Genomic DNA, 20,745 nt, shown 5'->3' with positions numbered 1-20,745 from the left:
TTTGCTTAAACAGTATGAACCCGCTTTCCAGAAGTGCGAAGATGCGGGTTGCAGAAAGGGTTTAAGTATAATTAAGTCACTGCGAAAAGGCATTATTGCCGACACGGCAGTCTGTAAGGGGAGCTGGTTATGGTTTCTGTATCAGGCTGTTTCAGTGAAAAGTTTATAATGACGATAATGAACTAGGATAGGGAATAAAAGGAGGCAGATATGAAAGCGCATGTACTCTCAGGTTCACCAGCACAAACAGGCAGACTTAGAATGCGGACATTGTTCTTTGCTTCCATGTCTCTTTTGCTCCTTTTCAGCGTGGTTTACGTCAGACACCTGTGCATTAAGACAGGATATGAGATAAGCAGTCTTTCAGACAATATGGAGAGGTCAGAGATATCATATCTGTCTTTGCTGGATAAAAAGTCACAGGAATATGACACAGAGAACCTTTACAAGAAAGCCCGGGAACTTGGACTGAGTCTTCCGGATGTGCGAAGGACGTTTTATGTCAAATGACAGAAACCGCATTAATTTTTTCAGTTTTCTGGCTTTTCTAGCATTAGGCACTCTTGTTGCAAGGGTTGCCTATTTGCAGTTATGGGAAGGCGAGTTTTATACTGACTATGCGGGGAAGCAGGCGAAAGGTGTTATGGAAAGCACCAGAGGGCGTGGGTATATACTTGATGTAAAAGGTGAACCTCTTGCGCTGAATAAGAAATCAGCATCCCTCTATGTTTTTGCAGGCGAGATTAATGACAGGAAAGGATTTGTCTTGAAACTTAAAAAAGCAGGGTTGCATCTTTCAAAAGATGTTGTGACACGCATACTTAAAAACGATAGTTTTGTCTGGCTCGAAAGAAATATTGACATCGACCGGGCTGAAAAAATACAAAAGCAGGTGCCAAATGTTGAGTATCTGCTTGAAGAACAAAGACTTTATCCGGAAAGGAAACTTGCGGCTTCTGTTATCGGCTTCACAGGAGTTGATAACAAGGGGTTGGGAGGGTTGGAATACAGATATGAGAAAATTCTTCAGGGGCACAAGCTTCGCCTTCTCAGTCTTAAGGATAACAGAGGCAAGAGGATTGTTTTTGAAGATACAAGAAAAGAGAAAGCTATTGATACATATCTTTATCTTACAATAGATAAGTACCTGCAGGGACTAACCGAAGAGATACTCCGAGAGGACACTGCCGGATTCATGGCGAAGAGGGGAATTGCAGTTGCCATGGATGCATACACTGGGGATATATTGTTTGCGGCGTCCTCCGGGGGCTTCGATCCTAACGAGTTTGGAAAGTACAGTAAGTCTGAATGGAAGAATTACTCCGCAGGGTTTCTTTTTGAGCCCGGGTCAATATTTAAGCCAGTGCTCTTTTCACTCCTTATGGATAAGAAAAATCTGAACATAAGAGAGATGGTAAATTGTGAGAACGGACGGTTTAGCCTGTATGGGCATGTTATAAGAGATGTACACCCTTATAAGATATTAACAGCACGGCAGGTTTTGATGAAGTCGAGCAATATCGGGACTGTGAAGCTTTCAGACAAGGTTAGTAAGAATGAGTTTTATAAATTTATGAAAGATGCCGGCTTCGGACAGAAGACCGGTGTTTCCGGTTTAGGAGAAGAAGAAGGCATACTGCGTGAAGCAAAGCATTGGTCAGGGCTTAGTAAACCTTCTATATCTATCGGACAGGAAGTGATGGTTACCCCGCTTCAGATGGTGCGTTTTTATAGTGCCATAGCAAATGGCGGAAGACTCATAAATCCTAAAATTGTAAGTAAAGTTGAAAATGGCGGCGATACATACAGACCAAAATTTGAAGCGAAACGAATTTTCTCTGAGAATACAGCGAAAGCACTTCAGTCTCTGCTGCGTGACGCAGTCACAGACGGAACAGGAGTGAACGCACGATCCTCTTATGTCGAAATATCGGGGAAAACCGGTACGGGGCAGAGGATAGACAGTGACACAGGTACATATAGTAAGAGTAACTATGTGGCAAGTTTCGCTGGAATGTTTCCGGCGGATAATCCGAGGATAGCGATGGTTGTTCTCTACAGCTCACCGAAGAAGTCGATATATGGCGGCTCAACAGCGGCATATACATTCAGTAAGCTGGCAGAACAGGTATCAATGCATCTCGGAATTAAAAGGAGCTATGTTTATGAAAGTCTCCCAGCTTCTTGACGGACTTTCCATCAAGGGTTTCGATCTGGACGTGGATTTTGAAACTGATGTGAAAGATATCAACATTGACAGTAGAAACATTAAGAGAAAGGCGCCGTTTTTTGCCTTTCAGGGTGCTGCTGTGGATTCGCACAAATTCGCTGCTGAAGTTTATGCGAGCGGTAAAGTACCGTTTGTTGTCGCCGAGCATAAGATTGAAGGAGTGCCTACAGTCGTAGTCGAAGACGGGAGAAAAGCACTTGCCCGTGCCTGCCGCAATTTTTTCGGCAAGCCGGACGAAGAGATGGACTCCATCGCTGTAACTGGTACAAACGGAAAAACAACAACGACTTATATTATAAATGAAATACTAAAGACAGCAGGACGCAAGTCCGTTTTGGTGGGGACAACTGGGGTTAAGTACGATGATAAATTTATTTATATGGATTCCACAACTCCTCCCACATATGAGTTTTTTAAAGTATTAAGAGATGCAAAAGATGCAGGGTGCGACACTCTGGTGATGGAAGTTTCGTCCCACGCTCTGCACCAGCACAGAATAAACGGTGTGGTTTTTGATGTAGCTATATTTACAAACCTTTCCGGCGACCATCTTGATTACCACAAGACTATGGATGAATACTTTGAGGCGAAGAAAATTCTTTTTACTCCTGAGTATTCCCGTGTTGGCGTTATAGGTAAAGATAGTGAGTTTGGTGAAAGACTGCTGAAAGAAGCTGAGGTGGATAGAGTATCTTACGGGATTACAAATAAATCTGAGATAACAGCAGAGGAGATATGGTTCGGGCTTTCAGGTCTGCGGGCAAAATTCGTTTATCCTGCGGGCAGTATTGAAATGGAATCATCACTTGTCGGGCTACATAACCTTGAAAACCTTATGGCTGCCGGTTCCGGATGCATAATGCTTGGTATTGACGCAAAGCATATAAAAAGTGGTATTGAACGCCTCAAAAATGTTCCCGGGAGACTTGAAAAGTTTGAAAAGTCAAACGGTGCGTATATATTTGTTGATTTTGCCCATACAGACGATGCCCTTAAGAACGTTCTGGAAGCTCTAGGGAGCTTTAAGGAAAACAGGGTGATAACTGTGTTCGGCTGCGGCGGAGACAGGGACAGAAGCAAAAGACCAAGGATGGCAAAAACCGCTGAACTTGATTCAGACGTGGTAATAGTTACCAGCGACAATCCAAGGACAGAAGACCCGCAACAGGTCATCGAAGACATACTTGTAGGGTTTGAAAATGCAGACAGTGTTATCATCTGTCCGGATCGGAGCAAAGCCATACAGAAGGCTGTTGAGATGGCTGAACCAAAGGACATAGTCCTGATAGCGGGAAAAGGTCATGAGGATTATATGATCCTCGGAACAGAAAAGATTCACTTCGACGACAGAGAAGAAGTGAAGAAACATCTGGAGGTAAGTGAATGCTAGTCACACAGGCAATAAATGCCATGGGCGGTGTTCTCAGGTCCCATGTGCAGGATGATCAGCAGATCAGGAACTTTGTTATAGACAGCAGACAATCCCGTAAAGGGAGCTGTTTTGTTGCGTTTAAAGGGGAAAAAACCGACGGCAACCGTTATGCTGAGGCAGTGCTTCAGTCCGGTGCATGTATGGTTATAGTTACAGACGAGGATGTTTACGAGCAGATTGAAGGTAATAAAGTGCTGGTTGCGGATGCGCTTTACGCCCTGAAAGATCTGGGAGCGTATAACCTCGGCAGGTACAAAGGGCGTAAAATAGCTCTTACAGGGAGTGTCGGCAAGACAACAACTAAAGAGCTGATAAGCGAAGTGCTCCGCACAAGAAAGCGTGTTTATACTGCATACGGCAACTTTAACAATGAGCTTGGTGTTGCTATATGCGCTGCAAACATGAAGATGGGGACAAGCTACTCTGTTTTTGAAATGGGGACAAACAGTGCCGGAGAGATAGAGGCACTTTCAAAATATATTAAACCGGACATCTGTGTTGTGACAGGGATAGGTCATGCTCACATAGGCAGATTTGAAGGCATCGAAGGGCTTGCGAAAGAGAAGCTCTCTATCGTGAGCGGAATGCAGAAGAGAGGAGTGTTGTACATTGCAGACTCTTGCCGGAGGTTTGTCACATCAGAGGTTCTGGAAAAGACCGATGTGAGGTACTTCGGAACAGATATGGCATCTCATATTATACTCGGCGACGTGAACAGAACTGTTGATGGTGATTTCTACTTTACAGCGGTGACAAGGAATACTCCTTACTGTTTTAAGCTGAATCACTTCTACAGTCATTTTGTAAATAACAGTCTGCCGGCTATTGCAATAGGTATGGCAGCCGGACTTTCATACACAGACGTAATGAAAGGCATCAGAAAATTTCAGCCGAAAGACGGCAGAGGACGCATAAAAGAAGTGGACGGTATAAAAGTCATTGACGACACTTACAATGCCGGATTCGAATCGGTGATATCTGCCATGACAAATCTGGCAGGGATACCTGTAGAAAAGAAGACAGCTTTCATCGGCGAGATGGGAGAGATAGAAGGCTATGAGGAGATGCTCTACTTTAAGCTTATGAAGAAGGCGTCAGAGCTCACTAATGTTGAATTCGTTTTTGTAGGCAAGAACTTTGCGAGATTCGAGAGAACAGGGAATATAAAAGTAGTCCAGACCCGTGAAGAGGCGATGCAGCTTATCAGTAAAGTGAGCTGTGGTACTGTTCTTTTCAAAGCTTCACGCGGGCAGAAGTTTGAAGAACTCATCAGGCATCTGGAAGAGGAGAAGATGAAGAGTGCTGTATAATTTGCTGGTTCCCCTTGCGGACCACCTTAGTATTCTTAATGTATTTCGTTATATTACATTCCGCACAGCGTATGCGGCAATTACTGCTTTGCTTATTACTCTTCTGATAGGGCCTTATGCCATAAGAAGGCTTCAGGAGATGTCTTTTAATATGAAGTCCAAAGGTTACGAACCTGACAGACACAAAGAGAAAGAGGGAACACCGACAATGGGCGGGATTATCATAGTCGGTTCTGCTGTGTTTTCATGTCTGCTGTGGGCAGACCTGCACAATGCATACATATGGATAACGCTTTTTGTGTTCACAGCATACGGTTTTCTGGGGTTTGTGGACGACTACAAGAAGACAATACTGAAAAATCCTGACGGGATATCTGCAAAAGCCAAATTTTTTGGACAGCTAGTAGTCGCTGTCGCAGCAACAGCGATGATCATGCAGGTTGACACAAGCGGAAATTCCACCAAGCTTGCACTACCGTTTTTTAAAAATGTTGTTTTTGAATTGTCGTATTTTTACTTTGCATTTGCAGTTTTTGTGATAATCGGTTCTTCGAACGCAGTGAACCTTACCGACGGGCTGGACGGACTGGCAATCACACCAAGCGTAATAGCTTTTGCCACGATAGGTATCCTAGCATATATGACAGGGCACGTGAAGTTTGCAGATTATTTGCAGATTATGTACATACGCAATGCCGGAGAGCTTTCGATATTCTGCGGGGCGATGGTTGGAGCCGGTCTTGGCTTTTTATGGTTTAATGCCCATCCTGCAAGTGTTTTCATGGGGGATGTCGGCAGTCTTTCCATCGGCGGTGCACTGGCAACTGTGGCTGTCATAGCCAAACATGAGATAGTGCTCGCTATAGTTGGCGGGATATTTGTTATCGAAACCCTTTCAGTAATACTTCAGGTCGGTTTTTTTAAGATGACTGGGGGGAGAAGGCTTTTCCGTATGGCGCCGATTCACCACCACTTTGAGCTTGCCGGTTGGAGTGAGACAAAGATAACGATTCGGTTCTGGATAATATCGATAATACTGGCTCTTGTGGCTTTATCTACACTGAAGATGAGGTAAGGGATGAAGGCAGCAGTAATAGGCTACGGCAAAAGCGGCAGAGCCGCGGAACAGTTGCTGAGAGGTGAAGGCTATACCGTAATTGATATCTTTGATGACGGCAATGCTGAGATGCACCCTGTTGCTGAATTTAAAGATGAATACGATTGTGTGGTTGTCAGCCCTGGGATAAATCTGCGGAAGATGGCAAATGCACCTGAGATATATACCAGTGAGATAGAGCTTGCTGATGCAAAAAGACCTACTGACACTGTTGTCGTGGCAGTTACAGGAACAAACGGGAAGTCTACAGTTACCACACTGATAGCGCAGATACTTAAAAAATGCGGGTTAGAGGCAGTTGCTTGCGGAAACATAGGGTTGCCATATGCGGAAGCTGTTACAGGTGGAGCCTATGGTGCTTATGTTGTGGAGCTTTCCAGCTTTCAGACAGGAATGTTACAGCATTTTTCTGCTGATTGTGTGGTCGTTACAAACCTTGCGGAAGACCACATGGACAGATACAGAGACATGGATGACTACGCTGACGATAAGATGAATCTGCTCAGGTTTTTAAAGCCGGAAGGCAGACTCATAATAGAAAATGATGAATACTTGGTGCAGAAATCATCAGTTTATAAAGGAGATACGGTTAGGGTTCTGCCGGAAGTGAACAATGGCAGGCTTGACTTCGGACATTTTTACTGTACGACAGATAAGTTCCCCCTTAAAGGGGAGCACAATCTGCTGAATCTCTCATTTGCTTTGCTTGCTGCTGACAGTATTGCAGGGTTAGAAGGTGATGTAACATACCTCACTGAAAACCTTATTGGGCTGGAACACAGGTGTGAGTTTGCTGCTGAAATAAATGGTGTGGAATATATAAACGACTCTAAAGGAACAAACATTCACAGCACTCTGACAGCGCTGAAGGGTTTGCCTGAAGGGATAGTTATCATTCTGGGCGGAAAAGACAAGAACGGAAATTTTGCCGCACTGAAGGATGTTATAAACGAAAAATGTGCCGGAGTGATCACATATGGTCAGGCCGGAGAAAAGATATACAGCACGCTGAAAGATATAATCAGTGTGCCTTTGTACAAAGCTGAGGGTCTTGAAAGTGCAGTGCGGAAAGGTGCAGAGGTGGCAGAAGCAGGACAGAAAGTTGTACTTTCGCCGGCGTGTGCCAGCTTTGACGAACACAGAGGTTTTGAGCACAGAGGAGCACATTTCAAAGAACTCGTGCAGAGCATAAGGATAGAAGAAGATGAATGAATTAAAGGATAACAGGTTTAAAATACTTGTTATCACCTTCGTGCTTGTGATGGGTGGGCTTATTTTCATACTTTCCGCGGGGAGTATGCAGGCAATATCCCTTGGCAGGCAGGAGCTTTACTTTTTTCAGAAGCAGATGGTAAGTGTCATAGTCGGATTTTTTGCTATGTACACTGCCTATAAAGTACCCCTGGTAACATGGCGGAAGAATGTTCCTCTGCTTTATTTCCTCACACTCGTATTGTTGGTTGCAGTGTTTTTCTACAGACCGATAAACGGTGCTCACAGGTGGCTGCTGCTGCCTGGGTTCAGTTTTCAGCCGTCCGAGCTGGCGAAGTTTACGCTGGTTTTATACCTTGCACATTATCTGGACAAGAAAGAGGACAGGCTGAAAGATTTCTCAAAGGGTTTCTTGCCGGCATCAATACTGCTTGGGCTTGTGGGTGCTCTGATTTTGTCAGAACCGGATTTCGGCACTACATTTTTGTTGATAGCAATACTGCTCGCCATGTTTCTGATCGGAGGGGCGAGTATTAAACATATAGGCGGAATGCTCGGATTCATCTCTCCGATCCTTATTGCGGGGATGATGATGGGGTACAGGAAAGCGAGACTTCTGAGCTTTCTTGATCCGTGGGCTGACCAGTACAGAACAGGCTATCAGCTTATTCAGTCTTTGGCGGCAGTGGGCAGCGGTAAGATTTTTGGTAAGGGAATAGGTAACTCCTCCCAGAAGCTTCACTTTCTGCCGGAAGCGCATACAGACTTTATATATGCCATTATTTCGGAAGAGACAGGGCTGATTGGTTCAGTGTTTTTTATATTACTTTTTGCAGCACTTTTTTATACTTGTGTACAGGTTGCAAAGATGCACTCGAATAAATTTAAACGAATATTTACATTCGGAATTGCATATTGTCTTGTGGTGCAGGCAGGGCTTCATATCGGTGTTGTCACCGGTGCGCTCCCCACAAAAGGGATAGGGCTGCCTTTCGTCAGTTATGGCGGATCAAGCATGATCATGTCGCTCTTTATGGTTGGTATACTTATACGCAGTGCCGAAGAAGCACAGGGGGGAGCGGATGACTAGACTAGTGATTGCAGGCGGCGGAACAGGCGGGCATCTTTACCCGGGTGTTGCTGTGGCGGAATATGTGAAGCAGTTTGGCGTTGACAGTTTCTTTATCGTTTCAAAGCGTGGGCTTGAGCGCAAGGTGCTGTCAGAGCTTGAGTATCCCTTTTATGAACAGTCAGAAACACCAATTAACGGAGTCAGCACTCTGCGTAAGGTCAGGTCTGTGTTTATGCTTATGAAAGAGATAGGCAAGTGTTACCGTCTTATAAAAAAGAATGACAAAATCCTCCTCACAGGCGGGTTTGTTTCTGCTGCTGCTGCTCTTGTCGGGTCAATGAAAGGTGCAGAAATGTATCTCCATGAGCAGAACAGCGTGATGGGGCTCACCAATAGAAAGTTCGCCGGAGGGTGCGAGAAAGTATTTCTATCTTTTCCGGATACAAAAAAAGCAGTGGGGAAAACCCTTGTAACAGGGAATCCGGTAAGGGAAATGTTCAAAGACATACCTGTAAAAGAGCAGATGAATAAAAAAATACTTATTCTTGGCGGCTCACAGGGGAGCAGGTTTGTAAATATGCAGGTTACTGAAGCTGCTGAATCGCTCCTTGAGGCTGGTTTTACTATACGGCATCAGACCGGCGGGAAGCTTCTAGATGAGACACTTGCAAAATATGAAGAACTCGGTGTGGAGCTTTCAGAGAAACTGGAAGTGACAGGTTATATAGATGATGTTGCTGAAGCTCTGAAATGGGCGGATATTGTTATAGCCCGTTCCGGTTCCGGCACTGTGTTTGAGGTTATGAGCGCCAGAAGACTTGCTCTTTATATCCCTTTCGCTCTATCTGCTGACGATCATCAGCTTTATAACGCGAAGTTTGCAGAGGATAAGGGGATAGCTAAAGTTATGACCGAGAAAGAAGCAAAGCCGGAGCTGCTCACAGGCATGATGAAAAGCTTTGCTCTGAATTATGACAATTATAAAGATGCACTGGAAAAGATAGAAACATACAAAAGCGTGGAGCTGATAGCAGGGGGAATGAACATTGGATAAGGTGTTTGGAAAAGTTAAAAACATCCATTTTGTGGGGATCGGCGGAATAGGCATGAGCGGTATTGCCGAGGTTCTGCACACTATGGGATTTGATGTTAGCGGATCCGACCTTTTAGAAGGAGCCAATGTCAAACGTCTTCAGAACATGGGGATCAGCATACAGACAGGACACAGATACGAAAATGCTGAAGGAGCTGATGTCGTTGTGTATTCTTCTGCCGTCAGAGAGACTAACCCTGAGCTTGTGTGTGCAAAGGATAACTTCATTCCTGTTATCAAGCGTGGGGAGATGCTGGCGGAGCTTATGCGTCTTAAATACTCTATTGCCATCTCTGGGTCACACGGGAAGACCACTACAACATCAATGGTGGCAGAGATTCTTAACGCTGCAAAGCTCGATCCGACTGTCGTTGTCGGGGGGATACTTAATACAAAAGATACAAACGCCACCCTTGGCAGCGGTAATGTGATCGTTGCGGAAGCGGACGAATCAGACAGAAGCTTTCTGTTAATGTCCCCCTCGGTGGCTCTTGTTACAAATATAGATTTTGAGCACCCGGACACATACAGAGACCTTGAGGATGTTAAAAGAACATTTGCAGATTTTATCTCCAGGGTGCCGTTTTACGGTTCTGCCGTGCTGTGTCTTGAAGATGACAATACAGCAGACCTCATCCCGCTGATAGATAGACGTTTTGTGACATACGGTTTTCGTGCACAGGCGGATGTTCATGGGGTTAATGTCGAGCAGAAAGGCTTTTCGATGCAATTCGATGTCATTATCAGCGGTGAGAAAGCCGGACGAATCAAACTTGGATTTCCGGGGGAGCACAATGTTCTGAATGCGCTTGGCGCAATAGCAGTTGCAACACAGTTTGACATCCCTTTCCGCACTATAAAACGTGCACTTGAGGGCTTCAAAGGGGTGCAGCGGAGACTGACATCAAGATATGACGATGGCGAATGCATCGTTATGGACGACTACGGACATCACCCTACAGAAATCAAAACTACGCTGAAGGCTGTACGCGGAGCATATCCGGATAAGAAGATACTGGCTATATTTCAGCCGCATAGGTATTCCCGTACGGCGGCACTTATGAAGGAATTTGCCACTGCGTTTTTTGACGCTGATATGCTTTTTATCACAGACATTTATGCCGCCAGTGAAGAAAAGATTGATGGAGTGGACTCTGAGGCGATGGTTAAAGAGATAAAGACCAGAGGCTTTAAGAATGTAAAATATATTCCTGGCTTTGACGGGATTTTTGAATATCTGCATGAATACGGATGTGACGGCACTGTCATGCTGACACTCGGAGCAGGGAGCATCACAAAGTTCTCTTTTGAGCTTTCTGAAGCTGTGAGGATGAAAAGAAATGAAAGATAAAAAAGTTGCCGTCCTTTACGGCGGGATGTCAGCAGAGAGAGAAGTTTCACTGCGTAGCGGACAGGCTGCATACGATTCCCTTGTGCGCCTCGGCTATAAAACAGTTCTGATAGATATGGACAGAGATGTTGCGCAGAAGATAAGTGAAGCCGGTGCAGATGTTTGTTTTATCGCTCTGCATGGGACATACGGAGAAGACGGACGGGTGCAGGGAATGCTTGATATCATAGGGATGCCATATACCGGCTCTTCATATCAGGCAAATATGGTTGCTTTTGATAAACTACTTTCAAAAGAGCGGTTTATTAAAGGTGGCGTAACTACACCTGATTATATAGAGCTTAATGCGCCAAAGAAGGGGATGCCCTTTGAATGCTGCGTTATCAAACCTGCAAGGCAGGGCTCAAGCGTTGGGATACACATTGTTCAGAACGAAGAAGAGTATTTCAGCAAACTGGAAGACGCGTTTAAATATGACTCAAAAGTTATCGTGGAAGAGTGTATTAAGGGAGTTGAACTGACTGTGAGCATTCTGGACGGGGAAACCCTCCCTGTGATCTGTATCAGACCTAAGAAAGGTGTTTACGACTACGAGTCCAAGTATACCAAAGGGATGACGGAGTATGTTTTTGACACAGGGCTTTCCGCAAGTGAAACAGAGTGCGTTGAAAATGCTGCCATGAAAGCTTTTGATGTATTGGGATGCAGCGGATATGGAAGGGCGGATATTATGTATGACGGCAGGACGCCGTATGTGCTGGAGGTGAACACTCTCCCCGGCATGACGGAAACAAGCCTTCTTCCCAAAGCTGCAAACAAAGCAGGAATGAGCTTTGATAACATGGTGGAAAAGATGCTCCTCGGAGCATTTAAAGATAAAAGGTAGTTGAAGCCACTGTGAACAGAACTTAAGTGAAAGGCTTAAGTTTTCAGCAGTGACAGACCAGAATAAAGGTAATAAGGAACTTATGCCTGCAAGCCGTGGAGATGCAGGACGCATCGAAAGGCGAGAGCAATGCAGTCCGACAGGAAAGAGCGGACGTTACTTAAACGGAGTTGAGTAATGGCTAAGAAAAAAGGGATTTTAAGATTTGCGGCAGTAACAGTCTTTGCGCTGTTAACCGTTAGTCTGTTTGTAATTGGCGTCACATCCGGCGCTGTTGCACTTTCAGACAGCGGTTATTTCAAAGTGAAGAGTGTGCATGTTAAAGGTGTTATAAAGGCTGACCAGAAAAAAGTTGATAATATGGTCAAATCATTAGTAGGTAAAAGCATCTTTGATATTAAGAATACAAATATAGAAAATGTCGACGACACTTGGGTAGAGCGTATGGAAGTCAGGAAGGTATTTCCTGACAGACTCGAAGTTGTTGTTTTTGAGAAGACTCCGGTCTTTAGCCTGACAACAACCAAAGGGTGCTTTACAGCGACAGCCAGCGGTCTTCTCATCAAAGAGGATTGCAAAGAAGCTAAAGTCCGCATGGACAGCAGTGTGAATGAGCAGGATTTCAGAGAGTTTATCCGCATTTACGAAAATACTGCAAATCTGGAAGATGCTGAGGTGGAGCTTAAGAAATTTTATTTCACAGTTTCTGACGGTGGAATAAGAATCCTCGGCAACTACGACAGAGAAGAGTTTGCAAAGCTCTTTAAAGTCTATCAGAGCACTGTAAAGAAAAGATATAAATCCATTGAGTATGTGGATATGCGCATACCCGATAAAATATATGTCAAAGGGGTGATGTAATGGCAGGAGACAACATCTTTGTCGGTCTTGATTTCGGCACAACAAAAATATGTGTTGTTGTTGCGAGCAAGAACGAAGACGGAAGTCTGGATATTATCGGACTGGGCAAAGCTCCCAGTGAGGGTATCCGCAGGGGTGTGGTCGTGAATATTGATGCAACTGTCGCAAGCATTAAAGATGCTGTGGCAGAAGCAGAGCGCATGTCTGGCGTTCAGATTAAAAGAGCTACCGCTGGTATTGCCGGCGGACATATAAAAAGCTTTAACCAGAGAGGAACAATAGCAGTTAAGGGCGGACGTGAAATTACTCATAAAGATGTTGAAAGAGTTATAGAAACAGCCGCTGCAACTAATATTACTGTTGGCAACGAGATACTTGCCATACTTCCTCAGCAGTTTATTCTGGATGGGCAGAGCGAGATCAAAGACCCGGTGGGAATGACCGGAGTCAGACTCGAAGCTGATGTTCACATTATCACAGGTGCGGTATCCAGTGCTCAGAATATAGTGAAAAGCTGTGAAAAAGCCGGAATTATCGTTGATGACATAGTTTTAGAGCAACTTGCCTCTTCAGAGTCTGTGCTTAGTGACGATGAGAAAGAGATAGGAGTGTGCATTATAGACGGCGGAGGCGGGACATCTGATCTGGCTGTTTATAAACAAGGTGCTGTGTTTCATACGGCAGCCCTTCTTATCGGAGGCAGAAACTTTACTAAAGACCTCGCAATAGGGCTGAACACTCCGGAGTCTGAAGCTGAAAAGCTGAAGATTAAGCATGGGTGTGTCTGGATGCCTATGGTTGAGGAAGATGATGTGATAGAGGTTCCTACTGTTGGCGGGCGTCCGCCGAGAGAAGTTGGAAAACCTGTGGTGACACAGATACTTCAGGCGAGAGCCGAAGAGGTTTTTCAGATTTTCAAAGGGGAACTGCAATATAAAGGTCTGATGGATCATCTCGGTGCCGGAGTCGTTATAACAGGCGGTCTGGCTAATCATGACGGGATAGAGCATCTTGCCGCAGAGATTCTTGGGGTGCCTGTCAGGCTGGGGAAACCGGACAAGGTTGGCGGACTGGCGGACTATGTGACAGACCCTAAATACGCAACTGTTGTTGGACTTGCTATGGTAGCAGCCAGGAAAGGACATCAGCAGGGTAACAAACTCTCCGGCTCGGACGAGAAGGCATTTGTAAATGTACTCGGAAGAATGAAGAGCTGGTTCGGAGAGTTTTTTTAATCAGGAAGTGAAGTCGCTGCGGTTTATGCTGCAATGACAGGAAATTTGTATCGAGCTTAAACGGGACAATCAGCAAAACGAGCTTTTGCAGGAGGAACAAAATGTTTGAATTCACAGAGATCGCCAGTAATGCGGTCATCAAAGTTGTGGGTGTTGGCGGCGCAGGCGGCAATGCTGTAAACAACATGATAAGGGCGGGCATAGAGGATGTCGATTTTATCGCGGCAAATACTGATGCTCAGGCGCTCAAGGCGAACCTTGCTCCGGTTAAAATTCAGCTGGGGACAACTATAACAAGAGGTCTTGGCGCAGGCGGAAACCCGGAAGTGGGGAAGAAGTCCGCAATAGAGGATATGGAAGCGATTGAAGAGCAGCTCCGAGGGGCTGACCTTGTTTTTGTAACAGCAGGCATGGGGGGCGGAACAGGTACAGGCGCAGCACCGGTTATCGCAAGCATTGCTAAAGACCTGGGCGCACTTACTGTCGCCGTGGTTTCAAAACCTTTCGCTTTCGAGGGTAAAAAGAGAAATACATTTGCCGATCAGGGGCTTAAGTTCCTGAAAGAGCATGTTGACACATATATTACTGTCCATAACGATAAAATACTGGATCAGTGCAGAGAGAATACACTCTTTGATGAAGCGTTCAAGATGGCGGATGATGTTCTGCGTCAGGGCGTTCAGGGGATCTCTGATGCTATTAACTCCAGTGGCGTTGTGAACGTCGACTTTGCTGATATCCGTACGATCATGGGCTCCAAAGGGATGGCTCTCATGGGTATCGGTGTCGGTGAAGGGGAGAACAGAGACCTCGTTGCTGCTGAGCGCGCTCTTAACTCTCCGCTTATTACAGATGCATCCATCGCCGGCGCAGAAGCACTGCTGCTTAACATTACATGTGGTATGGATTTCCGTATGCACGAGATGGAGAACATCGCACTTAAGATTTATGAGGCTGCCGGAGAAGAGGCGAACATCTTTAAAGGTGTTGTGCTTGACCCGAACATGAACGGCGAAATCAGGGTTACTGTTGTTGCAACAGGTCTTGGTAAAGCCCGTGAAAAAAAGGCAGTAGACCTTGAAAGCTTTGCCGAGAAAGCAACATCGGGGAAAGATATAAAGAGAACACTCGGCAGTATAAGAAAGAACGATCACAGGTTAAAAACTCTGTCTGATTTCAATGAAGAGGAATCCGAGCTTCCGGCTTACCTCAGAAATCAGGCGGATTAGAAGAGTACGAGGTGCGTATCCTGAACGTGATAAACGTCAGGTGGTTTAACGCAACTGCCTGGTATGCCGTGAACCTTTCGTCTGTCCTCAAGCGCAGAGGACACGATGTCGTTGTGTGCGGTCTACCTGGTACACCTCCTGTCCTTAAAGCTCATGGTGTCGGCCTCGAAACTTTCGAGGTCGATATCAACAAATCAGACCCGTTTCGGGTGCTGTCGGCTATGGGCGCCATGGACAAGCTTATGATGAGTTTTCAGCCGGAAATTATCATATGCAACAGGGGTGAATTCTATTGGTATTTTGCCTATAGGCGTATTACTAAACAGAAATATAAGCTAATCCGTGTCAGAGGCGACATCCGTCCGCCGAAAAACGGAAGGCTGAACAGAGTCTTTCATAATAAATGCACTGATGCCATTGTCACATCCGGACAGTTTATTAAACAGCAGTACATGGATATACTTAACACGCCTGAAATAGGGCTGAATGTTATTTATGGCGGTGTGGATACTGAAGTCTTTAAACCCAGCGGATTTGCCAGAATAAAGCTTCGGGACGAGTTTGGCTTTGGCGAAGATAATTTTGTTGTGGGTATAGTTGGACGGTTTGACCCGATCAAAGGGCATAGTAACCTCATAAAAGCAGTTGCAAAGCTTTATCACGGCGGTCGTCAGGACATACGTCTTGTAATAGCCGGATTTGATGCTGTCAGCAGCACATCAGATGTTGAAAGGGCTCTGGATGAACATGGGATAAGACATATCTCTGTTATAACAGGAAAGAGGGATGATATTGCGGACATATACAACTGCCTTGATGTGTGCGTTGTTTCCTCTCTCGGTTCAGAGGCGATCTGCCGTGTCGGTATGGAAGCCATGGCGTGCGGAGTACCTCTCATAACATCTGATACAGGTGTCCTGCCTGAGATATCTAAAAATGTATACCCTAAAGACGACTGGGAGGCTCTTGCAGAGCTGCTTAATGATTTTGACAGGTCTACGACCGTTTACAGTCTTGATGATTTTGGAGACAAATTCAGTAAATTCCTGAAATAAAGAGCCGGAGCATCTCATAAGACACTCCGACTTTTAATATTTAAAGCCGATTATCGTTCAAGATAAGCGGCAGCCAAGGAGTGCGGTTTATATGTTGTGACACTTAAATAATTGTTCCGACTCCGTATGCTCCGGATTTCACTTTGTACATTTGATGTACATTTCTATGATACAACTAATATGGGATTATGTTCAGAAAAATCAACTCTTACTTAAATGCATGCACAATAGCTGAAAGCAGCTAAGGAGTGCCATAGGGCACGGCAAATGCTTAAAAAAGCAGATGTCGATAGTGAGGCTTTAATAAAACTCAATAATATCAGAAAGAAAGCATGTCAAAGCATAGAGAGTAAGATTTTCCATCCTCACTACTCAGTAAGTTCAGTTCCGTCAGTTTTTTTAAATCTCTTCTTGCGGTTTGTTCAGTAACATCGCTGTAAAGGTAAACAAAAGGTTTGTTGGTCTGCAGTCCTGTGAGTGTAATCTCTATATCTTTTTCCATCATAAGAAGCACAAGCTCGTACTGTCTTGTGTTCAGGTCACCGTCATTTTTCATGATGCTCAGGTATTCCCGCATAGTCAGGTCATAAAGATAACCGTAGACACGTTCCTTCAACTCATCAAGGCATGCATTAACTGCCTCGAGTACAAAGAGAAGAAACGGTGTGGTGTCTTTGCTCTTGCGTTTAGTCTGGCTAAAGGAGAGGAAGTACCTGTCCATGTTGCGGTAATAATAACCTGCAAGCATTTTTGATACGTGCCGGATATTGGCAGAGTGCAGGATGTATGCCTCCAGAAGCCTTGCTGTGCGCCCGTTGCCGGAGAAGAAAGGGTGTATCAGTGAAAGGTGGTAGTGTGCAAGGGCTGCGCGGACGAATGGAGAGGCGTTCAGGAGCTCGTCACTGTTTATCCATTCGATGAAAGATTTCATGAGCTGTTCAATGTCGTTTCTGGTTGACGGAGGGCGATAAATGCCGCCGTGTTGTTCAGAGCCGACCTTGACGAGCTTGTCTCTGTAGCATCCGGGAGTATTGCCTTTGTAAGTGAGGTCTTGTGTTAAAGAATGATGCAGATTTTTAATGAATTCCTCAGTTATTATAAAATTTTTACCTTCAGCAGAAAATAAATCAAGTGATTCATAGGCTGCTATCAGATTTTCTATCTCTATTTTGTGGTTGAGTGAGTAGTTTTCTGTATCTGTCTTTTCCATGACCGAGCGGATATCGCTTTCTGTGTAGGGATTACCATCTATTGCCGCTGTGCCTGAAATAGATGAGGCTATGATCTCTGTATCTATGTCTGATGCTTGCTGAGGGAGCATTGGAATGTCGCTGATGGTGGTGTTTAGGATTGCTGCTCTGGTTAGAAATTCGTTGAGTATTTTTTTATCGAAAGAATCGCTGAATAGGAAAACCTTTGATGTTGCTGTAACTCTTTTCGTAACCATATGTAATACCTCGTTATACAGAAAATGTAATACTAAAATCTATGAACTATAGGTAGTTATATACCATTATCTATTTCAAATGTAAAGTAATTTTACATATAAAATGTAATGAAAAATGTAAAAAAGAGATATGGTTATAGTGTTGTTTATCAATAGTTTAAAAGATGGAGGAGGATTAGTTGTTGTGATCTTTAAGATGAAATGTAATTTTTTATGTTAGTATGAATGTAAATTCGAAGAAGTTATGAAGAATGCAGGTTAAAAGCATTAGCAAACTGTATTTAGACGTAAGAATATTATTAATTAATTTTGTGAAGGGTTTAAGAAAAGGTCAGAGGTGTTGAGATGTTAGTCAGCTTTGCGGTGTTTAAGCTGGTTAAAGCCAACTCCACCCCATGCCTGCTGGGCAGTTCCTATTACGAGAAATGCTTTTTCATCAACAGCGGCTACAAGGTATTTCAGGTCGCTCACCTGCGAACGGCGTACTGTGCAGTAAACCATTGTCTGGTCAGCTTCGGTGTATCCGCCTTTGATCATCCATGTGCTGACACCTCTGCCGAGTTCAGCCATAAGTGTGTTGCTGAGCACTTTAGGGTGCTTGGTGATAATAAATGCGGTACGAACCTGGCTGCTCCCCTCCATGACAAAGTCGGTTACTATGCCTGAAAGTACAAGAGCAAGCACGCCAAGCATTGCTATTTCCCAACTGAAAATAAAGCCGGCTATGAATATGATTGAAAGGTCTGTGAACATGTATGACTGCGAGAGTGGATAGCCCATTTTCTGCTGTAGGATTCTTGCGGGAATGCTTGTACCTCCGAGAGTTCCGCCCGCTCTGTAGATTATACCCATCCCTATTCCGAACAGGATGCCGGAATATATCGCATTCAGCAGCAAATCCTGAGAGATAGGGTACTGCTTAAAGGCTCCTGGCAGGTATATTACAAAGAAATCTGTAAATATATAAAATGTTATTACAGCAATTAGCGTTGAGCCGAGGAACTTCATCTTGCCCAGTTTGAAATACCCCAATATGACAAGGGGGATGTTTAAAAGCAGATACGCCATGCCTGTTGTTATAGGGAGGTACTGGTGCAGGATAATAGCAAGTCCTGTGATGCCGCCTGCCGCAAGGTCAAATGGGATTTGAAATAATACATATCCTAAGGCTGATATTGCGCTCCCGAGGATGATAAAGAAATTCTGTGTGATCCATCTGGAGATAGTAAATTTTTTAGGTATTATGAGGCGTTTAGTCTTTGTTGAGACTCTGTGCCTGTGTTCTTTTGGTGAGTTTTTATCTTTGAGTATTTTATGAAGCATATTATTGTGTAGCATAAAACCTGAGAGTTATCAAATTACATATTCTAAAATTTTATTCATTATCAATCTGATGAGGAATTATTTAAAAATGACGTATTTCTTCTTGACTGACTGGTCAAAAATAGCAATACTTGACTAAACAGTCCAGAACTATATTGCAATATACGAGGAACACATGAGACAGAAACAGTTTGACGAGAAGGAAGTGCTTTTTAAGGCAGTGCTTACCTTTTGGTCACAGGGCTATAAGGCGACTTCTTTAAACACCCTGCTTGCTGAGATGGGGATCAGGAAGCAAAGCTTGTATGATACTTTTGAGAGCAAACATGAGCTTTTTATGGCAGCGCTGAAGTATTATCACAAAAATGTACTGGAGAATAATCTGGAACCTCTTCTGACCGCACCTTCACCAAGGAAAGCAATAGAAGAGTATTTTAACCAGCGGATAAGAGATGTGGACGATCCCTGCATTATCAACGGGTGCCTTGTGACAAACTCGCTTACAGAGTTAGGAGAGCATCACGCAGATGTACAGCAGCAGACCAGAAAATCGTTAGAATATATTGAAAGTGTTTTTCACCGGACTGTTAAAAGAGGGCAGGAGATGGGCGAGATCAACAGTGATCTTGATGCCGGACATATTGCTATGGTGTTGCTGAACAATGCTCAGGGGCTGTTTGTAGTGAGCCGTTCAGGTGTTTCTGTAGAAAAACTTAGTATAATAGTATCCAGCTTTTTGAAAGTGCTGGATTAGGCGGAGTAAAATAATGAAAGTAAAAGTAAATTTTGAAGGGTTAGATATTAATGTTCATGTTGATAAAAAAGGCGATAAGGGACAAAACCTCCTTTTTGTCCACGGTATCCCTACTAACGGCAGACTCTGGCGTCATGTTCAGGATAGACTGCAGGGTAAATATCAGACTTATGCTATAGACCTTGTGGGGTACGGAAGGTCTGACATGCCCCTTAATGACTTCGAGCATTCACTTATGAATCAGGCAGAAGTTCTAAAATTAGTTATAGAAGAGCTCGGGCTGAAAGGAAATGTGATACTGATTGGGCACGATCACGGCGGCGGTGTTTCTCAGGTATTTGCTTCCAGATATTGTGATTATATCAAAAGGCTGGTGCTGCTTGATCCTATATGTTTTGACCTTTGGCCTGTGTGCGAGGTCGAAATACTCGCTGCTCTGGATGGTGCTCCAGATGAAATACTGATGCAGGCTCAGGCACAGACAGCGGCAGGATTTCCCGGTCTGATGAGGATGGGGAGCTATGACGGCACGCCTTTTACAGATAAAAGTGTGAAGGAGAATTACCTGCAATATTGGGGCAGAGACGGGCTGACAGGATTCAAATCCCTTATCAGAGTGTCTACTGATGCTAAGCAGTCGGATACTGATGTGGACTATACAAAAATCAAATGTCCGACAATGGTGATGTGGGGAGCTGCTGATTGCTTCATGCCTAAAGAGACTGCTTTTAAACTGAAAGCAAAGATTGCCGGACCTACAAGAACACAGATAATAGAAAAGGCGGGGCACTACGCTCAGGAAGACAGACCGGATGATGTTGCTCATTATATAGATGATTTTATTACTGAGTGGGATGGTGTTGCGCTTTAGTTTATGCATGAATAGTTTGTATGATTCTAAACTGTGAGCTCGGAACAGTGTAAACTTCAGACCCATTAGTTAAAATGCTGATGGGTCTTTTTTTGATTATGCTATTGATTGATAACAGAGCACAGGATGAATTTGTTCAGTTTTTACGTGAGTATGTCGGAGGGAGCATAAAAAAAGGCGACATCGGCTCTATGCTGACGCCGCCTTATTATAAATTACCCGTATATGGCTTTTGTCCGTAAAATTGCGGACACTGAGTTTATACTG

At 44.3% G+C, this 20,745-nt stretch carries 20 protein-coding genes; 18 read left to right on the top strand and 2 right to left on the bottom strand.

Annotated features, from left to right (window positions below; translation table 11 throughout):
- Window positions 1-210 precede the first annotated feature (210 nt).
- The 15 genes from DACET_RS11120 (at window position 211) to DACET_RS11055 (ending at window position 16,083) form a co-directional block, all read left to right on the top strand.
- A complete protein-coding gene (locus DACET_RS11120; protein WP_013011473.1) occupies window positions 211-510 on the top strand; it encodes a hypothetical protein in 300 nt (99 codons plus the stop codon).
- Window positions 500-2,188 carry a peptidoglycan D,D-transpeptidase FtsI family protein gene (locus DACET_RS11115; RefSeq protein ID WP_013011472.1) on the top strand — a complete coding sequence of 563 codons (1,689 nt, stop codon included), beginning with the start codon at window positions 500-502 and terminating at the stop codon, window positions 2,186-2,188. Before DACET_RS11120 ends, DACET_RS11115 begins: the two co-directional genes overlap by 11 nt.
- Window positions 2,166-3,620 carry a UDP-N-acetylmuramoyl-L-alanyl-D-glutamate--2,6-diaminopimelate ligase gene (locus tag DACET_RS11110; protein ID WP_013011471.1) on the top strand — a complete coding sequence of 485 codons (1,455 nt, stop codon included), beginning with the start codon at window positions 2,166-2,168 and terminating at the stop codon, window positions 3,618-3,620. The genes DACET_RS11115 and DACET_RS11110 overlap by 23 nt, the downstream gene beginning before the upstream one ends.
- On the top strand, window positions 3,614-4,972 hold the full coding sequence (locus DACET_RS11105; RefSeq protein WP_013011470.1) for a UDP-N-acetylmuramoyl-tripeptide--D-alanyl-D-alanine ligase: 1,359 nt from the start codon (window positions 3,614-3,616) through the stop codon (window positions 4,970-4,972). The genes DACET_RS11110 and DACET_RS11105 overlap by 7 nt, the downstream gene beginning before the upstream one ends.
- Window positions 4,962-6,047 (top strand): phospho-N-acetylmuramoyl-pentapeptide-transferase, encoded by a 1,086-nt coding sequence (gene mraY / locus DACET_RS11100; protein ID WP_013011469.1) that lies wholly within the window; start codon window positions 4,962-4,964, stop codon window positions 6,045-6,047. Before DACET_RS11105 ends, mraY begins: the two co-directional genes overlap by 11 nt.
- Window positions 6,048-6,050: 3 nt before the next feature.
- On the top strand, window positions 6,051-7,301 hold the full coding sequence (gene murD, locus DACET_RS11095; RefSeq protein ID WP_013011468.1) for a UDP-N-acetylmuramoyl-L-alanine--D-glutamate ligase: 1,251 nt from the start codon (window positions 6,051-6,053) through the stop codon (window positions 7,299-7,301).
- Entirely contained in the window at window positions 7,294-8,391 is a 1,098-nt protein-coding gene (gene ftsW, locus DACET_RS11090) for a putative lipid II flippase FtsW (protein WP_013011467.1), read from the top strand. Before murD ends, ftsW begins: the two co-directional genes overlap by 8 nt.
- The gene (locus DACET_RS11085; RefSeq protein ID WP_013011466.1) at window positions 8,384-9,427 is read left to right on the top strand and encodes a UDP-N-acetylglucosamine--N-acetylmuramyl-(pentapeptide) pyrophosphoryl-undecaprenol N-acetylglucosamine transferase; all 1,044 of its coding nucleotides are present in this window, start codon (window positions 8,384-8,386) and stop codon (window positions 9,425-9,427) included. Before ftsW ends, DACET_RS11085 begins: the two co-directional genes overlap by 8 nt.
- Before the next feature lies 1 nt (window position 9,428).
- Window positions 9,429-10,817, top strand: a complete 1,389-nt coding sequence (murC, locus tag DACET_RS11080) for a UDP-N-acetylmuramate--L-alanine ligase (RefSeq protein ID WP_041230357.1) — start codon at window positions 9,429-9,431, stop codon at window positions 10,815-10,817.
- Window positions 10,807-11,703 (top strand): D-alanine--D-alanine ligase, encoded by an 897-nt coding sequence (locus DACET_RS11075; protein ID WP_013011464.1) that lies wholly within the window; start codon window positions 10,807-10,809, stop codon window positions 11,701-11,703. Before murC ends, DACET_RS11075 begins: the two co-directional genes overlap by 11 nt.
- 49 nt (window positions 11,704-11,752) lie before the next feature.
- Window positions 11,753-11,881, top strand: a complete 129-nt coding sequence (locus DACET_RS16685) for a hypothetical protein (protein ID WP_283804956.1) — start codon at window positions 11,753-11,755, stop codon at window positions 11,879-11,881.
- Window positions 11,881-12,564 carry a cell division protein FtsQ/DivIB gene (locus DACET_RS11070; RefSeq protein WP_013011463.1) on the top strand — a complete coding sequence of 228 codons (684 nt, stop codon included), beginning with the start codon at window positions 11,881-11,883 and terminating at the stop codon, window positions 12,562-12,564. The genes DACET_RS16685 and DACET_RS11070 overlap by 1 nt, the downstream gene beginning before the upstream one ends.
- Window positions 12,564-13,799 carry a cell division protein FtsA gene (gene ftsA / locus DACET_RS11065; protein WP_013011462.1) on the top strand — a complete coding sequence of 412 codons (1,236 nt, stop codon included), beginning with the start codon at window positions 12,564-12,566 and terminating at the stop codon, window positions 13,797-13,799. Before DACET_RS11070 ends, ftsA begins: the two co-directional genes overlap by 1 nt.
- 101 nt (window positions 13,800-13,900) lie before the next feature.
- Entirely contained in the window at window positions 13,901-15,028 is a 1,128-nt protein-coding gene (ftsZ, locus tag DACET_RS11060) for a cell division protein FtsZ (RefSeq protein ID WP_013011461.1), read from the top strand.
- Between the two features lie 11 nt (window positions 15,029-15,039).
- A complete protein-coding gene (locus tag DACET_RS11055) occupies window positions 15,040-16,083 on the top strand; it encodes a glycosyltransferase family 4 protein (RefSeq protein ID WP_013011460.1) in 1,044 nt (347 codons plus the stop codon).
- A 319-nt stretch (window positions 16,084-16,402) separates the two neighbouring features.
- Here the strand turns inward: DACET_RS11055 and DACET_RS11050 are convergent, their stop codons facing one another.
- Entirely contained in the window at window positions 16,403-17,530 is a 1,128-nt protein-coding gene (locus DACET_RS11050) for a Fic family protein (RefSeq protein ID WP_013011459.1), read from the bottom strand.
- A 348-nt stretch (window positions 17,531-17,878) separates the two neighbouring features.
- Complete coding sequence (locus DACET_RS11045; protein WP_169304228.1) at window positions 17,879-18,853, bottom strand: YitT family protein; 975 nt, start codon at window positions 18,851-18,853, stop codon at window positions 17,879-17,881.
- 175 nt (window positions 18,854-19,028) lie between these two features.
- Here DACET_RS11045 and DACET_RS11040 point away from each other — a divergent pair, with 175 nt between their 5' ends.
- The 3 genes from DACET_RS11040 to DACET_RS16360 all read left to right on the top strand — a co-directional run bounded on the left by DACET_RS11040 (window position 19,029) and on the right by DACET_RS16360 (window position 20,720).
- Window positions 19,029-19,607, top strand: coding sequence for a TetR/AcrR family transcriptional regulator (locus DACET_RS11040; RefSeq protein ID WP_013011457.1), 579 nt, complete (start codon window positions 19,029-19,031; stop codon window positions 19,605-19,607).
- A 13-nt stretch (window positions 19,608-19,620) separates the two neighbouring features.
- A complete protein-coding gene (locus DACET_RS15650) occupies window positions 19,621-20,478 on the top strand; it encodes an alpha/beta fold hydrolase (protein ID WP_013011456.1) in 858 nt (285 codons plus the stop codon).
- Between the two features lie 104 nt (window positions 20,479-20,582).
- Window positions 20,583-20,720: a hypothetical protein gene (locus DACET_RS16360; RefSeq protein ID WP_169304227.1), complete on the top strand. Its 138-nt coding sequence runs from the start codon at window positions 20,583-20,585 to the stop codon at window positions 20,718-20,720.
- The last annotated feature ends 25 nt before the right edge of the window (window positions 20,721-20,745 follow it).

Origin of the sequence: Denitrovibrio acetiphilus DSM 12809 (assembly GCF_000025725.1) — a bacterium.
Classification (GTDB): Bacteria; Chrysiogenota; Deferribacteres; order Deferribacterales; family Geovibrionaceae; genus Denitrovibrio; species Denitrovibrio acetiphilus.
Note: the sequence above shows the minus strand (reverse complement) of the source record. Positions and strands in the feature narration are given on the sequence as shown.

Coding starts and splice junctions, on each gene's coding strand:
- DACET_RS11120 (WP_013011473.1), top strand. CDS start 211: ATGAAAGCGCATGTACTCTCAGGTTCACCAGCACAAACAGGCAGACTT.
- DACET_RS11115 (WP_013011472.1), top strand. CDS start 500: ATGTCAAATGACAGAAACCGCATTAATTTTTTCAGTTTTCTGGCTTTT.
- DACET_RS11110 (WP_013011471.1), top strand. CDS start 2,166: ATGAAAGTCTCCCAGCTTCTTGACGGACTTTCCATCAAGGGTTTCGAT.
- DACET_RS11105 (WP_013011470.1), top strand. CDS start 3,614: ATGCTAGTCACACAGGCAATAAATGCCATGGGCGGTGTTCTCAGGTCC.
- murD (WP_013011468.1), top strand. CDS start 6,051: ATGAAGGCAGCAGTAATAGGCTACGGCAAAAGCGGCAGAGCCGCGGAA.
- ftsW (WP_013011467.1), top strand. CDS start 7,294: ATGAATGAATTAAAGGATAACAGGTTTAAAATACTTGTTATCACCTTC.
- DACET_RS11085 (WP_013011466.1), top strand. CDS start 8,384: ATGACTAGACTAGTGATTGCAGGCGGCGGAACAGGCGGGCATCTTTAC.
- DACET_RS11075 (WP_013011464.1), top strand. CDS start 10,807: ATGAAAGATAAAAAAGTTGCCGTCCTTTACGGCGGGATGTCAGCAGAG.
- DACET_RS11070 (WP_013011463.1), top strand. CDS start 11,881: ATGGCTAAGAAAAAAGGGATTTTAAGATTTGCGGCAGTAACAGTCTTT.
- ftsA (WP_013011462.1), top strand. CDS start 12,564: ATGGCAGGAGACAACATCTTTGTCGGTCTTGATTTCGGCACAACAAAA.
- ftsZ (WP_013011461.1), top strand. CDS start 13,901: ATGTTTGAATTCACAGAGATCGCCAGTAATGCGGTCATCAAAGTTGTG.
- DACET_RS11050 (WP_013011459.1), bottom strand. CDS start 17,530: ATGGTTACGAAAAGAGTTACAGCAACATCAAAGGTTTTCCTATTCAGC.
- DACET_RS11045 (WP_169304228.1), bottom strand. CDS start 18,853: ATGCTTCATAAAATACTCAAAGATAAAAACTCACCAAAAGAACACAGG.
- DACET_RS11040 (WP_013011457.1), top strand. CDS start 19,029: ATGAGACAGAAACAGTTTGACGAGAAGGAAGTGCTTTTTAAGGCAGTG.
- DACET_RS15650 (WP_013011456.1), top strand. CDS start 19,621: ATGAAAGTAAAAGTAAATTTTGAAGGGTTAGATATTAATGTTCATGTT.